At 59.2% G+C, this 15,631-nt stretch carries 14 protein-coding genes; 8 read left to right on the forward strand and 6 right to left on the reverse strand.

What is annotated here, in order from left to right; genetic code table 11:
* Nucleotides 1-92: 92 nt before the first annotated feature.
* The 5 genes from BZ163_RS08410 to BZ163_RS08430 all read right to left on the reverse strand — a co-directional run bounded on the left by BZ163_RS08410 (nt 93) and on the right by BZ163_RS08430 (nt 4,179).
* The gene (locus BZ163_RS08410; RefSeq protein ID WP_007951791.1) at nt 93-410 is read right to left on the reverse strand and encodes a DUF2388 domain-containing protein; all 318 of its coding nucleotides are present in this window, start codon (nt 408-410) and stop codon (nt 93-95) included.
* Nucleotides 411-478: 68 nt separating this feature from the next.
* Nucleotides 479-928 carry an NfeD family protein gene (locus tag BZ163_RS08415; protein WP_128870555.1) on the reverse strand — a complete coding sequence of 150 codons (450 nt, stop codon included), beginning with the start codon at nt 926-928 and terminating at the stop codon, nt 479-481.
* Between the two features lie 8 nt (nt 929-936).
* Complete coding sequence (locus BZ163_RS08420) at nt 937-1,857, reverse strand: SPFH domain-containing protein (protein ID WP_008150402.1); 921 nt, start codon at nt 1,855-1,857, stop codon at nt 937-939.
* A 108-nt stretch (nt 1,858-1,965) separates the two neighbouring features.
* The gene (locus BZ163_RS08425) at nt 1,966-3,750 is read right to left on the reverse strand and encodes a GspE/PulE family protein (RefSeq protein ID WP_128870556.1); all 1,785 of its coding nucleotides are present in this window, start codon (nt 3,748-3,750) and stop codon (nt 1,966-1,968) included.
* A gap of 90 nt (nt 3,751-3,840) precedes the next feature.
* Nucleotides 3,841-4,179, reverse strand: a complete 339-nt coding sequence (locus BZ163_RS08430) for a hypothetical protein (protein ID WP_128870557.1) — start codon at nt 4,177-4,179, stop codon at nt 3,841-3,843.
* 126 nt (nt 4,180-4,305) lie between these two features.
* Between BZ163_RS08430 and BZ163_RS08435 the strand changes: the two genes are divergently transcribed.
* Nucleotides 4,306-4,770 (forward strand): Lrp/AsnC family transcriptional regulator, encoded by a 465-nt coding sequence (locus BZ163_RS08435; RefSeq protein WP_128870558.1) that lies wholly within the window; start codon nt 4,306-4,308, stop codon nt 4,768-4,770.
* A 98-nt stretch (nt 4,771-4,868) separates the two neighbouring features.
* Here the strand turns inward: BZ163_RS08435 and BZ163_RS08440 are convergent, their stop codons facing one another.
* The gene (locus BZ163_RS08440) at nt 4,869-6,236 is read right to left on the reverse strand and encodes an inorganic triphosphatase (RefSeq protein ID WP_128870559.1); all 1,368 of its coding nucleotides are present in this window, start codon (nt 6,234-6,236) and stop codon (nt 4,869-4,871) included.
* 176 nt (nt 6,237-6,412) lie between these two features.
* Between BZ163_RS08440 and argE the strand changes: the two genes are divergently transcribed.
* The 7 genes from argE to BZ163_RS08480 all read left to right on the forward strand — a co-directional run bounded on the left by argE (nt 6,413) and on the right by BZ163_RS08480 (nt 15,623).
* On the forward strand, nt 6,413-7,573 hold the full coding sequence (argE, locus tag BZ163_RS08445) for an acetylornithine deacetylase (RefSeq protein WP_128870560.1): 1,161 nt from the start codon (nt 6,413-6,415) through the stop codon (nt 7,571-7,573).
* 242 nt (nt 7,574-7,815) lie between these two features.
* Nucleotides 7,816-9,114, forward strand: a complete 1,299-nt coding sequence (gene argA, locus BZ163_RS08450; protein WP_128870561.1) for an amino-acid N-acetyltransferase — start codon at nt 7,816-7,818, stop codon at nt 9,112-9,114.
* Between the two features lie 561 nt (nt 9,115-9,675).
* Complete coding sequence (locus BZ163_RS08460) at nt 9,676-11,004, forward strand: OprD family porin (protein ID WP_128870562.1); 1,329 nt, start codon at nt 9,676-9,678, stop codon at nt 11,002-11,004.
* 415 nt (nt 11,005-11,419) lie between these two features.
* Complete coding sequence (locus tag BZ163_RS08465) at nt 11,420-12,760, forward strand: OprD family porin (protein WP_128870563.1); 1,341 nt, start codon at nt 11,420-11,422, stop codon at nt 12,758-12,760.
* A gap of 293 nt (nt 12,761-13,053) precedes the next feature.
* Nucleotides 13,054-13,692, forward strand: coding sequence for a peroxiredoxin (locus BZ163_RS08470; RefSeq protein WP_128870564.1), 639 nt, complete (start codon nt 13,054-13,056; stop codon nt 13,690-13,692).
* 270 nt (nt 13,693-13,962) lie between these two features.
* Nucleotides 13,963-14,556, forward strand: coding sequence for an NADPH-dependent FMN reductase (gene ssuE, locus BZ163_RS08475; protein ID WP_128870565.1), 594 nt, complete (start codon nt 13,963-13,965; stop codon nt 14,554-14,556).
* 101 nt (nt 14,557-14,657) lie between these two features.
* Nucleotides 14,658-15,623, forward strand: a complete 966-nt coding sequence (locus tag BZ163_RS08480) for a sulfonate ABC transporter substrate-binding protein (RefSeq protein WP_128870566.1) — start codon at nt 14,658-14,660, stop codon at nt 15,621-15,623.
* Nucleotides 15,624-15,631: the final 8 nt, after the last annotated feature.

A 15,631-nucleotide genomic window follows, 5' to 3' on the forward strand; every position in this document is an offset into this window, starting at 1 on the left:
GCGAGGGAGTGTCAGTCGACATCAATGTGGCTGACCCACCTTCGCTGGCAAGCCAGCTCCTACAGGGGGCATTTTTTGTTCAGCAGTACAGCTTATTCCGACGCGACCGCATTCTTCGCCAGAATCGCATTGGCCAATTCCATGTCCGTGGCCTGCAGGCCCGGGTTGTCGGCGCGGACTTTCTGCATCGCCGCTTCCAGATACGGGCCGCGGATGCCGCCGTCACTGGCAACGAAGCTGCCGGCATCGTCCTGGGCGGCAACGATCAACTTGTGATCCTTGAAAGTCAGGTAAGTCGAGCCGGTGGTTGCACCGGAAGAGATGACGTTACGCCAAAAGCTATCGGCCATCGCCGAACCTACAGGAAGGGACAGCAAGGCGAGGGTAGCGACAGCAAGTTTGAGACGCATAGGGGGTGACTCCACTGGATAAACTACGGCGTTTGATTGCCAATCCCCCAGTCGAGTTCCCTCATCGCTCATTCAGCCGGTTCCACCAGCAAAATCGCCCCTTGCTGCCCGACCACGCGAACCCGGCTACCCGTTGCTGCATCAGGACCCCGGGCCATCCACACGCCGTCGGCGACCTTGATCTTGCCGCGACCATCGATAATCGCTTCATGCACCACAAAGGTTCTGCCGATCAGTTCCTGGCCGCGCAGATTCAGGTTCGGCTCATCACTCTCGCGCACGGCGCTACGCTGACGTCGCCACCAGTACAGCGCGGTGGCGATCGAGAGCAGGCCGAACAGCAGAAACTGAAACTCCCAGGACAGATGCGGCGCGACAAAGGTCAACACACCCACGGCGGCTGCGGCCATGCCGATCCACAGCAAATAGCCGCCGGCACCGAACACTTCGAGTATCAGCAGCACGGTGCCCAATGCCAGCCAGTCCCAGAACGATAAATGCTGCAGAAATGCCCACATGGCGCGCCTCAGGCTTTCTTGTTATCGAACGTGGCCTTGACGATTTCACCGATGCCGCCGACCGCGCCGATCATCGAACTGGCCTCAAGCGGCATCAGGATCACTTTGCTGTTGTTGGCCGACGCCAGTTTGCCCAGCGCATCGATGTACTTCTGCGCGACGAAGTAGTTGACCGCCTGCACGTTACCGCCAGCGATGGCTTCGGACACCACTTTGGTCGCCTGGGCTTCGGCCTCGGCCTGACGCTCACGGGCTTCGGCTTCGAGGAATGCGGCCTGACGCCCCCCCTCGGCCTCCAGGATCTGCGCCTGCTTCTTGCCTTCGGCGGTCAGGATGGCGGCGGCACGCAGGCCTTCGGCTTCAAGAATTTGTGCGCGCTTGATCCGCTCGGCTTTCATCTGCCCCGACATGGCCGCCATCAGGTCGGCCGGCGGGCTGATGTCCTTGATCTCGATCCGGGTGATCTTGATGCCCCACGGCGCCGTGGCTTCGTCGACGGTGCGCAGCAGCTTTTCGTTGATCCCGTCACGCTGGCTGAGCATCGCGTCCAGTTCCATGGAACCCAGTACGGTACGGATGTTGGTTTGCAGCAGGTTGCGGATCGCGTGTTCGAGGTTGTTCACCTCGTAGGCGGCCTGGGCGGTGTTGACCACCTGGAAGAAGCACACCGCGTCGATCTGCACCGTGGCGTTGTCGGCGGTGATGACTTCCTGCGGCGGGATATCCAGCACGCTTTCCATCACGTTGATCTTGCGACCGATGCGGTCCATGACCGGAATGATGATGTTCAAGCCCGGCTTGAGGGTGTTGGTGTAACGGCCGAAACGTTCGACCGTCCACTGATAACCCTGCGGCACAACCTTGAAACCCATGAACAGAATGGCGACCACCAGGCCGACAAAAAGTAAAAGCACGCTACCGATCTGCATAACAATTCCCTGTTGATCAATGAAATGGCGATCGCAGGAGTGTAGCGGCGTGGGTCGGGGATAAGTACTGCAAGTCGGCCCTCGCATCAAAAGGAGACACAATAGGGTTTATTTCTGCTCACTCTGCGGCGTTACCCGCAGCACTTCTTCGATCGTGGTCAAACCTGCCGCGACTTTCTGTGCCCCCGACAGCCGCAAACTGCGCATGCCTTCCTTGAATGCCTGGCGCCGTACCGCCATCAGATCGGTGTCGGGGTTGATCAGCGCCTTGACCCCGTCCGTCAGCTGCATGATTTCGTAGACCCCGGCTCGCCCGCGATAACCGGTGTCGCGGCACTCCAGGCAGCCGATGGCGCGTTGGGCGTTGCCGGGTAATGGCGCTTGCCAGGGTCTGGTCAGGGTTTGCCAGTCTTCTTCACCTAATGTCAGCGGCGCCTTGCAGTGCGGGCACAAGGTGCGGACCAGCCGCTGGGCCATGACGCCGAGCACGGTGGCCTTGATCAGGTAATGGGGCACGCCGAGTTCCAGCAGACGGCTGATGGCGCTGGGTGCGTCGTTGGTGTGCAAGGTCGAGAGCACCAGGTGACCGGTCAGGGCTGCCTGGATCGCCATTTCCGCGGTTTCCAGATCGCGGATCTCGCCGATCATGATGATGTCCGGGTCCTGGCGCATCAGCGCACGCACCCCGGCGGCGAACGTCAGGTCGATGTTGTGCTGGACCTGCATCTGGTTGAACGCCGGCTCGACCATCTCGATCGGGTCTTCGATGGTGCAGAGGTTGACCTCCGGCGTCGCCAGTTTCTTGAGCGTGGTGTAGAGCGTGGTGGTTTTGCCCGAACCGGTCGGCCCGGTCACCAGAATGATGCCGTTGGGCTGGCTCGTCATGTCCTGCCAGCGGCGCAGGTCTTCGCCTGAAAACCCGAGCTGATCGAAATCCTTGAGCAACACTTCCGGGTCAAATATCCGCATGACCATTTTTTCGCCAAACGCGGTCGGCAACGTCGATAGCCGCAGCTCGACTTCGCCGCCGTCCGGGGTCTTGGTTTTTACCCGGCCGTCCTGGGGTTTGCGTTTTTCCGCGACATTCATTCGCCCCAGGCTCTTCAGGCGGCTGACGATGGCCATGGTCACCTGCGGCGGGAACTGATAGACGTTGTGCAGCACGCCGTCGATGCGAAACCGCACGGTGCCTTGCTCGCGCCGGGGTTCGATGTGGATATCGCTGGCCCGCTGCTGGAACGCGTACTGGAACAGCCAGTCGACGATGTTGACGATGTGCGCATCGTTGGCGTCCGGCTCCTGGTCGCTGGCGCCGAGGTTGAGCAACTGTTCGAAGTTGCCCAGGGTGCTCGTTTGCTGGTCGGCATTGGTCGCGCCGCTGACCGATTTGGCCAGGCGGAAGAACTCCACGCTGAAGCGCTGGATGTCCACCGGATTGGCCACCACGCGCTTGATGGGCAGTTTCAACACGTGGGTCAGGTCCGCTTCCCAGCCGTTGACGTAGGGCTGGGCGCTGGCCACGGTCACCGCGTCTCGGTCGATGGAGACGGCGAGAATCTTGTGGCGCTGGGCGAAGGCATAGGACATCAGCGGAGTAATGGCCGCGACGTTGATTTTCAGCGGATCGATGCGCAAGTAAGGCTGGCCGGCCTGCTGCGACAGCCACAGGGTCAGGCTTTCCAGATCCAGGTGTTTGCCGGGACGGCTGAGGTCTTCCAGGTGCTGGCTGGCGATGAATTCCAACGGGTGCATCTGGCCATGGGTGGCGTGACGGCGTCGGGCATTGAGCGCGTGCTCGGCCGAATCCTGGCTGATAAAGCCTTGGGCAACCAACTCGCGCAGTAACTCATTGAGATCCAGCCAGCGGTCCTGAATGACAAGTTGAACGGACATGCGGGCTCCTCGTGAACAACAGTTCGCAAAGGATAGTCGCGGACCCGCAGACCGTTGGGCCACTACCCGACGAAGCCGTGTCAGGTTTTTTCAGCCCGCCGCCTGCGCCGCTTGGCCCCACGCAGAATCAGCCGCTTGCAGATCCACCGAGCAGATGCTGATCAGGTTACGCAGTTTTTCCGCGATCACCTGGGCCCGGTGCCAACTCAGGCCGTCCATGACGATGTCGATCGACAGCAGGTCGTCCCGGCGCTGCACGTTGACCTGTTGCGGCGTCAGGCATTGCAAGGCGAACAGGTTGAGCGCCCGGCACAGCAGATCCGGCTCGGCTTCGGCCAGCATTTGATAGTGCACGCGGCAGTGAGCGTTGCTGATGTTCCAGACATCGGCACGGTTGGGCGGGGTGGATACAGCTTCCAGATGCGGCATGGTCGGACTCCAAAATCACTGGAGAAATTTTTACATTCGCTGCCCGGCATTTCTTATCTATGATTGGGCTTATAAGCGATTTATCGAATCAGTCAATTCGTAGAAATATCAATCCTGGGTTTATCTATGCACAGCCAGTTGGACAGCTACGACCGCAAGATTCTCGCGTTGCTGCAAGAGGACGCTTCACTGTCCAGCGCGCAGATCGCCGAACAGGTGGGCCTTTCGCAGTCGCCGTGCTGGCGGCGGATTCAGCGGATGAAGGAGGAGGGGATCATCCGCGCTCAGGTCACCTTGCTCGATCGCAAGAAGATCGGTCTCAATACGCAGATCTTTGCCGAAATCAAACTCAACGCCCACGGGCGTTCGAACTTCACCGGGTTCACCGAGGCGATTCGTGGGTTTCCCGAAGTGCTGGAGTGTTATGTGCTGATGGGGTCGGTGGATTTCATGCTGCGGATCGTCACGGCGGATATCGAAGCGTATGAGCGCTTCTTCTTCGAGAAGTTGTCGATGGTGCCGGGGATTCAGGAGGTCAATTCGATTGTGGCGCTGTCGGAGATCAAGTCCACCACGAGTTTGCCGGTCTAGGATTTTGTGGTGAATTGGCGGGCATCTTCGCTGGCAAGCCAGCTCCTACAGGATTTCGGCGATCCCTTGTAGGAGCTGGCTTGCCAGCGAAGGCGGTCTTACATGCGCAGCAGCATTTTCCAGGCACGATTCTGATACACCGCAATCGCCTGCTGCTTACGCGCATCCAGCGATTCATCGGTGATCGGCTCGTTAGCCAGCAGCGCAAGCTGTTTCAGCTCGCCATACAGGCGATCCATTTCCGGGATGTCCAGCACATGACGGGCATGGTGCAGCCAGGCCTGGATGCGCTCGATACGCGGCAGTTGTTCGGCCAGATCTTCTGGCTGCTGCTGATAACGCTGCAATTGCAACGAGGTGGCTTCTTCGCCCAACAGGCGCGGCAACCAGCTACCCAGCTGCGCAGCGCCCTGGCGATTGCCACGCACGTTGCGATCGGTCGTCCAGGTGCGGGCCAGCAACCAGCGCGAGGTGTTCAGGGAGAACAGGCCCCAACGCGGGTCTTCCAGTTCTTCGAGAAATTGCTCCGGGGCTGCCTTGCGCACGTCTTCGTCGTCCAGACCGGCTTGTACCAGCGGACGCCAGTCTTCGAGCAAGGCGTCCAGCGCGATCCGCAGATCGTGCGTCGACTGACGCGGAGCGGCCTGACCCAGGCTGCTCAGCAGCGCGCGCAGTTCCGCGAGGTTCTCGACCCAGTCCTGCAACAGGCGCCAGTGACCATTGAAGCGATACTGCTCGGCCAAGCGCTGGCTGCTGCCGAGCAAGTGCCAGCTGAGCGCGGCAAACGCGTCGTCCAGCGGGGTTTCGGCGCTGATCTGCGGTGCCGGCAGGCTCAGCGAATAGCTGTGGGCGTCGTACAGGCGATAACCGCGCTCGGCCTTGCTGATGTCACATGGCATCAGCGGCAGGGTCGCGGCCAGTTCGGCAGCCAGTTCCAGCAACGCGGACGGATCGCCTTCGCGCAGCTCCAGCTCCAGTTCGCAGATTTCTTCTTTCTGCTTGCCGACGATGACGTGGCCCAAATCCAGCGCGGCTTCGATGACCACTTTGGTCTTGCCGCGGCCCCAGGCGATTTCAGCGCGTTCGCGAACGAAGTCGGTGGTGAAGATCGGCTTCAGGGTTTTCTTGTCCAGCTCGGCCAGCGCTTCAGGCCAGCATTCGCCGTCGAGTTTCTTCACGTCGAGCTTGGCTTTGGGCAGGTTCCAGTCGTATTCATTACGCTCGGACAGGCCGGCAATGCTCTGGCCACGGGTCTTGAGGGTCTGGATCACTTCTTCGCCATCGCGGCGCAGGCGCAGGGCAACCTTGGCGCGGGCCAGGTCGCGCTCAGGCGTGTCGAAGTACTGGTTCATCAGTTCACGGCGTTCCCAGCCACTTTTGTTGCGTTTTTTCAGGAGCGGGTGCTCGCGCAACGCGGCGAGGGTTTCGCGGCTGACGCGGAGTTTGATTTCGGTTTCTTTCTGCATGGCCGGAAAATCCAGGATCGGGAGCGCAGCCGGGGGAATGTGTGGCTGCCAAGGTCGTGCAGTGTACAGGACTGATTGAAGATAGGGTCTGTTGACGCTGGGTGACGGCCGCGACGGTTTATTCCTGTCGCCAGATGGTTCTATGATGGACTTCAATCCGGGAGTTGGAGTCAGCGATGCCTTTGCCGTCCATGAAAGATCAGTTCGCTGCGCTGATCGCTGCACCGTCCGTCAGCTGTACCCAGGCCAGCCTCGATCAAAGCAACCGAGCGGTCATCGATTTGCTGGCGACGTGGCTGGGCGATCTGGGTTTTGCCTGTGATATCCAGCAGGTCAGCCCCGGCAAATTCAATCTGCTGGCCACTTTCGGTTCCGGCCCCGGTGGCCTCGTCCTCGCCGGCCACAGCGACACCGTGCCGTACGACGCCGCGCTGTGGCAGACCGATCCGCTGAAGCTGACCGAAGTCGACGGCCGCTGGGTCGGGCTGGGCAGTTGCGACATGAAGGGCTTTTTCGCCCTGGTCATCGAAGCGGTCATTCCGCTGCTCGCGCAACCGTTCAAACAGCCGCTGCTGATTCTTGCCACCTGTGATGAAGAAAGCTCGATGTCCGGGGCGCGAGCCCTGGCCGAAGCCGGGCGACCGCTGGGCCGTGCCGCAGTGATCGGCGAGCCGACCGGGCTGAAACCGATCCGGATGCACAAAGGCATCATGATGGAGCGCATCGATATCCTCGGCCAGAGCGGTCACTCCTCGGACCCGCGCCTGGGCCACAGCGCCCTCGAAGCCATGCACGATGCCATCGGCGAACTGCGCGGGCTGCGTCTGTTGTGGCAGCGTGAATATCGCAACCCGCAGTTCAGTGTGCCGCACCCGACCATGAATTTCGGCTGCATTCATGGCGGCGACAACCCCAACCGCATTTGCGGCCAGTGCTCGCTGGAGTTCGATCTGCGGCCATTGCCGGGCATGGACCCCAAGGTCCTGCGCGCGGAGATTCTGCAGAAGCTTCGGCCCATTGCCGAGCGGCATCAGGTGAAGATCGATTACGCACCGCTGTTTCCCGAAGTGCCGCCCTTCGAGCAGGCCGAGGATGCGGAATTGGTCCAGGTCGCGGAAAAGCTCACCGGCCATCGCGCCGAAGCAGTGGCATTCGGCACCGAAGCGCCTTATCTTCAACGCCTTGGCTGCGAAACACTGGTGCTCGGCCCTGGCGATATCGCCTGCGCCCACCAACCGGGGGAATACCTCGAAATGTCACGTTTGCAGCCTACGGTGCATCTATTACGTCAACTGATTGAACATTACTGCCTGACACCGGCCAAAACCCCTTTGTAGGAGCAAGCTTGCTCGCGATGGACGTTAACGATGACGGGGGCTGCCTGAATGCATGCGGTGCTCTCACATCCTTCGCGAGCAAGCTCGCTCCTACAGGGGGCGGTTAAATTGCCAGGGTTCCAACCCGTATGCATGAGGAGAACGCGCGTGTCGCCTAGCCTGTTCCGACGATAACCATCAGCCCGCTGTGCATTTTCTGTTTCGCCCATTTTTTGGCTGCTATTTATAACAGGCCCAGGTTCATGCCCGAATACGTCAATTGGCTTCGTCACGCTTCGCCCTACATCAACGCCCACCGCGATTGCACCTTTGTCGTCATGCTCCCCGGCGACGGCGTCGAGCACCCGAACTTCGGCAATATCGTCCACGACCTGGTGCTGTTGCACAGCCTGGGCGTGCGACTGGTGCTGGTGCACGGTTCCCGTCCACAAATTGAAACCCGCCTTGCCGCCCGCGGCCTGACCCCGCATTACCACCACGGCATGCGCATCACCGATGCCGCGACCCTTGAGTGTGTGATCGATGCGGTCGGCCAGTTGCGCATCGCCATCGAAGCGCGCCTGTCGATGGACATGGCCTCATCGCCGATGCAGGGCTCGCGCCTGCGGGTGGCCAGCGGCAACCTGGTGACGGCGCGGCCGATCGGCGTGCTGGAAGGCGTCGACTATCACCACACCGGAGAGGTGCGCCGGGTCGATCGCAAGGGCATCAATCGCCTGCTGGATGAGCGCTCCATCGTGCTGCTGTCGCCGTTGGGCTACTCGCCGACCGGCGAGATTTTCAACCTCGCCTGCGAAGATGTCGCCACGCGCGCGGCCATCGACCTCGAGGCGGACAAACTGCTGTTGTTCGGCGCCGACCTCGGCCTTATCGACGAAAACGGGCGTCTGGTTCGCGAGTTGCGTCCGCAGCAGGTGCCGGCGCATTTGCAGCGTTTGGGCAGCGACTATCAGGGCGAACTTCTGGACGCAGCCGCTGAAGCCTGTCGCGGCGGTGTCGCCCGCAGTCATATCGTCAGTTATGTCGAAAACGGCGCATTGCTGACCGAACTGTTCACCCGTGATGGTGGCGGTACGCTGGTGGCCCAGGAGCAATTCGAAATTGTGCGCGAAGCGGCCATTGAAGACGTTGGTGGGTTGCTGGATCTGATCAGCCCGCTGGAAGAGCAGGGGATTCTGGTGCGCCGTTCCCGCGAAGTGCTGGAGCGTGAGATCGAGCAGTTCAGCGTGGTCGAGCGCGAAGGGATGATCATCGCCTGTGCGGCGCTGTATCAGATTGCCGATTCGGATGCCGGGGAGCTGGCCTGTCTGGCGGTGAACCCGGAGTACCGCCATGGCGGGCGCGGGGATGAGCTGCTGGAACGGATCGAGACCCGCGCACGGGCGCAGGGGCTCAATACCTTGTTCGTCCTGACGACCCGGACCGCCCACTGGTTTCGCGAGCGTGGTTTTGTGCCAAGCAGTGTCGAACGCCTGCCATCGGCCCGGGCTTCGCTGTACAACTATCAGCGCAACTCGAAGATCTTCGAAAAAACCCTCTGACACCTATTGGGGTCTGTCCATTCTTCGACACGACCCCTGTAGGAGCTGGCTTGCCAGCGGAGAGGCCATCACATTCAACATTGATGTCGCCTGACACGCCGCCTTCGCCAGCAAGCCGGCTCCTACAGGGTTCGTCGCATGATCCGTCAGAGAAAATGCGAGCGATACACAAACTGTAATAAATCGACCGGATAGTGCGCGTTTGGTTGGCTGGCATCGCCGTTTTCGGGGGGAATGTTACCGAATCGCGTCAGGGCCTATCGATCTAAAAAATTTCTTACAAATACCTTTTAGGAATTTGCGTTTAGGGCGACCGCTCTATTTCGCGGGTGGGCTTTATTCCAAAAAGCGTAAAAATTTTTTTTGATAGTTCTTTTTGGGTTTATGACGAGCTCGTGACCGCTCAATGACTAAAAAACCGGGGATTAGACTATGGTCGTAGACACACATGGTTACGATTGACTTGTGGGTCACGGTCTGGCGCTAATCGCGCATCTTAGGATCCCGGGCAGATGACCCGGGACCAGGACTACAAGAATTAGAAACGAGAGGAGCGACACAATGAACAAGTCCACCTTGGCTCTGGCCGTGGCCGTAGGGGTTTTGGCGCAGCAGGCAGGCGCCGCGGGTTTCATCGAAGACAGCAAGGCTTCCGTCAGTTCCCGCACCATGTACTACAACAACGATAATCGCGATGGCGGCGCGGATCAGCGCGAAACCGCTGAAGGCCTGAAGTTCGATTATCTGTCCGGCTTCACCCAAGGTACTGTCGGTTTTGGTTTTGACGCCCAGGCGCTCCTCGGTATCCACCTCGAGGGTGGCCGTGGTCATCATCCGGATAACAACTCGTTCTTCCCAAGCGACACCGACGGTTCGGCATCGGACACGTACAGCCGCGTGGCAGGTAACGTCAAGGCGCGCTTCTCGAAGACCGAGGCCCACTATGGTGGCGCCCTGCAACCCAACATGCCGATTCTGGTAGCGAACGACAGCCGTCTGCTGCCCCAGACCTTTGAAGGTGGCACCATCACCTCCAAGGAAATCGACAACGTGACCCTCAACGTCGGCCAGCTCGAGCACGCTGCGGGCCGTGCTTCGTCCAACACCACCGGCCTGGCAGTGGCTGGCGGTACCGAGGAAAGCAACCAATTCCGTTATGCCGGTGCGGACTGGAAGGTCACCAAAGACCTCACCCTGCAGTACTACCATGCGAACCTGGAAGACTACTACAAGCAGAACTTCTTCGGCCTGGTGCACGTCCTCCCGATCAGCGCCAACCAGTCCTTCAAGTCTGACCTGCGCTATTTCGACAGCAGCTCCGACGGCAAGAACGGCGATGTGGGCTACCGGTTCAATAACAACGGCGGTTACGCCAAGACACCGGGCGAGGTCGATAACAAGACCTGGAGCGCCATGTTCACCTATACCCTGGGTGCCAACGCGTTCCTGCTCGGCCATCAGCGTGTCAGCGATGACGGCGGCTTCGTTTACCTGAACCAGGGCAACGTGGTCGATGGCAACGGTCGTAACGAAGGGGCCGGCGGCGCGAGCTTCTATTCGTTTACCGATTCGATGATCAACGGCTTCGTCCGGGCTGGTGAAAACACCACCTTCGGCCAGTACACCCTCGACTTCGCTTCCCTGGGTGTTCCAGGCCTGAAAACCTCGATTGCCTACCTGCACGGCGATAACATCAAAGCCGCCAACGGCGTTGGTGGCGATCAGTCCGAGTGGGAACGCGACTTGCGAGTGGACTATGTTATCCAGCAGGGTCCTCTGAAAGGTTTCGGCACGACACTGCGTCATGGCACCTACCGTGGCAGCGATACCGGTATTGCCGACCAGGACCAGACCCGTCTGATCTTCAACTACACCTATAGCTTCCTGTAACAGATATTCCGAAAAAGCCTTGCCCTGCTGGGGCGAGGCTTTTTTTTGGATTTTTTTTTGTTATTCCAAAATTGTCAATTATGCTAATTTTTTATTCTTTTTAGTTTTTGTTTCCGCCCCTTAAAGTGCATCCATCAGGCACTCGTCAGGCCCGGTAAACACCCGCCTCAGACAGCAGTAACAACCCGATTTGATTTGGCTTACTGGCGGATGCCCCGTACCCCGGCCCTGGATAAAGGCTGCAAATCTATATTCCTTAATGGAATAAAAAAATGATGAAATAAATTATTTTGCGATTATCATGCCGGCCGCATCGCGGTGGGCAACCGCAGCACGGCGCTGATTGCGCCTCCAGGATCCGGGCACTCGACCCAGGACCTGGACCGTAAAAAATTAGAAATGAAAGGAGCGAAACATGAACAAGTCCACCTTGGCCCTGGCTGTGGCCGTAGGGGTTTTGGCGCAGCAGGCAGGCGCCGCCGGTTTCATCGAAGACAGCAAGGCAACATTGGGGCTGCGCAACTTCTACATCAACACGGATAACCGTAGCGGTGCTGCCAATCCAAGCAGAAACGAAGAATGGGGCCAAGGCTTCGATCTGCGGTTCATCTCCGGGTATACCCAAGGCACCGTAGGCCTCGGCGTCGACGCCATCGGCCTGTTGGGCGTGCGTCTGGATTCGGGCGGCGGCACTAACGGTGCAGCCAACGGCGCGGCCTACGGTGGCACCGTTTTCCCAAGCGAATCCAACGGCGAAGCGGTCGATAACTTTTCCAGCCTGGGCCTGACGGCCAAGGCCAAGATCTCCCAGACCGAGTTGAAGCTGGGCACCCTGCAGCCAAAACTGCCCGTTATCGTGACCAACGACGGTCGCCTGTTGCCGCAAACCTGGCAGGGTGGCCAGATCACCTCCGGCGAGATCAAAAACCTGACCCTGATCGGTGGCCAGATCGAGCACGTCAAGGGCCGTAACTCCAGCAGCAATGAAGAGCTGAGCATCGGTGGCGCCAACCCGCGTGTCGCCAACAGCAACAAATTCATCTACGGCGGCGGTGACTACAAAATCACCAAAGACCTGACGGCCCAGTATTACTACGGCAACCTCGAAGACTTCTACAAGCAGCACTTCCTGGGGCTGGTGCATAACTGGGCCATCGGTCCGGGCGTATTGAAGTCTGACTTGCGCTACTTCAACAGCTCCGATGACGGTGCCAACAGCAATACCCCGGCTTACTACAGCAACGGCAACTACACCGGTATGCCTAGCGGCAAGGGCAAGGTCGACAACAACCTGTACAGCGGTCTGTTCCTGTACACCGTTGCCGGTCACACCTTCGGTGCCGGTTACCAGGTCAGCAACGGTAGCAGCGACTTCCCTTGGTTGAACCAGGGCGACGGTTCGTCGAACTACACCATCACTGACATGCAGATCCAGAAGTTTGGCCGTGCCGGTGAGCGCACCTGGCAGGCTCGCTATGCCTACGATTTCGCGAAGGTCGGCGTGCCTGGCTTGACCGCTGGCCTGGTTTACTTGCGTGGCGACGACATCGATACCGTCAACGCCGGTGGTGTGCAAAACAACGCCAACCGTTCCGAGTGGGAACGCGACCTGACCGTGGGTTACGTCGTACCTGAGGGGCCGTTGAAAAACGTTGGTTTCATGTGGAAAAACGCGACATGGCGCACCAACATCCCGGGCGTTCGCGACCAGGACGAAAACCGCCTGATCCTCAGCTACTCGATCCCGCTGTTGTAATAGCGCTCGCGTCAGCGATGTAAAAAAGCCCCGCCCGGCATCACGCCGGGCGGGGCTTTTACGTTTTCGATAGCAGGCTCACGCCGTGAGCCTTCGTCGAAATCGCGCTTTTTTGCAGCGACTCAAGGCCTTCTCGAACCTTGTCGCGGAGGGTCGCCCCGCGGCAGGATCAAGTCCAGTGAACAGATATTTAATATTCATTTATGGTCTAAACAAATCGATATTTATTCTTTTTAATGGATAAAAAATACAGGCACAGTTGGGCTCATCCAGCACTCACCAGGAGCAGCACCATGAGCCTCAGACTGGGCGATACCGCCCCCGATTTCGAACAGGATTCCAGCGTCGGCACCCTCCGTTTTCACGAGTGGCTGGGCGATAGCTGGGGCGTGCTGTTTTCCCACCCGGCGGACTTCACACCCGTGTGCACTACTGAACTCGGCTTCACGGCCAAGTTGAAAGACGAGTTCGCCCAACGTGGGGTCAAGGCCATCGCGTTGTCGGTAGACCCGGTGGATTCGCACCACCGATGGATCGAAGACATTAACGAAACCCAGAACACGATCGTCAACTTCCCGATCCTGGCCGATGCCGATCGCAAGGTGTCGGACCTCTATGACCTGATCCACCCCAACGCCAATGACACCTTGACCGTACGTTCGTTGTTTGTGATCGACCCGAACAAAAAGGTCCGGTTGACCATCACCTATCCGGCGAGCACCGGTCGTAACTTCAATGAAATCCTGCGGGTGATCGATTCGCTGCAACTCACGGATAACTACAAGGTGGCAACCCCGGCCAACTGGCAGGACGGTGATGAAGTGGTGATCGTGCCGTCGCTCAAGGATGAAGATGAGATCAGGAAACGTTTTCCCCAGGGGTATCGCGCGGTGAAGCCGTACCTGCGTCTGACGCCGCAGCCGAACAGATAATGCTGTATGGCCGCAATCGCTATCGCGGGCTTGCCCGCGAAGGCGGCAGACCGGCCAGTGCAAGATTCAAGTCATCCATAAAAGCAGGGGATTTCAGGCCATTTCGATGGCCTTTTTTTTTACCTGGGGAAAAATAGTTCACATAGAACTTTAACGAATAACTAAATGAATAATTATGATTTATAGATATATAAATCACCTGTTAAGGTCTCTCCATCAACGCGAGACCGCAAACCGCGAATCGCCAACACCGTACAAGGAATCGTCTGAATGCTGGTTGTCTCACTCGGTGGCAGTCCCAGCCAACGCTCCCGTTCCGGGGTGCTGCTGGAACGCTCGCAACGTTGGTTGCAGGAGCAAGGTGTGGAAGTGGTGAGTTATCAGGTACGGGACTTCCCGGCCGAAGACTTGCTGCACGCACGGTTCGACAGCCCGAAGGTGATCGACCTGCTGCAACAGATTGAAAATGCTGACGGGCTGCTGATCGCGACCCCGGTCTACAAGGCATCGTTCTCCGGCGCATTGAAAACCGTGCTGGACCTGCTGCCCGAGCGCGCGCTGGCCCATAAAGTGGTGTTGCCGATGGCCACCGGTGGCAGCATCGCCCACATGCTGGCGGTGGATTACGCGCTCAAGCCGGTGTTGTCGGCATTGAAGGCCCAGGAAATGCTCCATGGGATTTTCGCCGTCGACAGCCAGATCGCTTATGGCGAAGGCAGCGCCCTGGCGCAATTGGCGCCGGAGCTGGAGCAACGATTGAGCGAATCGCTGGAGCTGTTTTTCAGCGCCATGGCCCGACGGCCAAAGCCGATCGACCCGAACCTGTTGAATGAACGTTTGTTGAGTGCTCGCTGGAGCATTTAAGCCCGCACTTTAGCCACACCTGAATGTGAAGTACTCACCTTACTGGCCCGCTAACGGGCAAGCAGGTGCAGCCAAAACCCTACTGCAAAAAGGAGAGCGCCATGCGCACTGTCATTTTGCGTCGTGGTCTGGTCGCTCTGTTTGCTGCGGCTGTGTCCTTCGGCGTCATTACTCAAGCTCAGGCCGAGACCTTACGGATCGGTTATCAAAAGTACGGCACCCTGGTGCTGCTCAAAGCCAAAGGCACCCTGGAAAAACGCCTCGCCGCCCAAGGCGTGGACGTGCAATGGACCGAGTTCCCCGGTGGCCCGCAGCTGCTGGAAGGCCTGAACGTCGGCTCCATCGACTTCGGCGTCACCGGCGAAACGCCACCGGTATTCGCCCAGGCGGCCGGCGCCGATCTGCTCTACGTCGCCTATGAACCACCGGCGCCGCACAGCGAAGCGATCCTGGTGCCGAAGGACTCGCCGATCAAATCGGTACAGGAGCTCAAGGGCAAGAAAGTCGTCCTGAACAAAGGCTCCAACGTGCACTACCTGCTGGTCCGTGCGCTGGAAGACGCCGGCCTCAAATACACCGACATCCAGACCGTGTTCCTGCCACCGGCCGATGCCCGCGCCGCGTTCGAGCGTGGCAGCGTCGATGCCTGGGTGATCTGGGACCCGTACCAGGCGGCTGCCGAACAGCAGTTGCAAGCCCGCACCCTGCGTGATGGCCAAGGCATCGTCGACAACCATCAGTTCTACCTGGCAACCAAACCCTACGCGCAGAAAAATCCCGAGGTGATCAAGACCCTGGTGGAAGAAGTGCGCGCGGTCGGTGAATGGTCCAAGGCCAATCCCGTCGAGGTGACCAAACAGGTCTCGCCGCTGCTCGGCCTGCCGGAAGACATCACCCTGACCTCGGTGAAACGCCAGGGCTACGGCGCACTGTTCCTGACCCCTGAAGTGGTCGCCGCCCAACAGAAAATTGCCGACAGCTTCCATCAGCTCAAGCTGATTCCCAAGCCGCTGAGCATCAAAGACGTGATCTGGACGCCGCCGGCGGCCGTTGCCAAAACGCAATAATCCGATTT

Origin of the sequence: Pseudomonas sp. VI4.1 (assembly GCF_002029345.1) — a bacterium.
Classification (GTDB): Bacteria; Pseudomonadota; Gammaproteobacteria; order Pseudomonadales; family Pseudomonadaceae; genus Aquipseudomonas.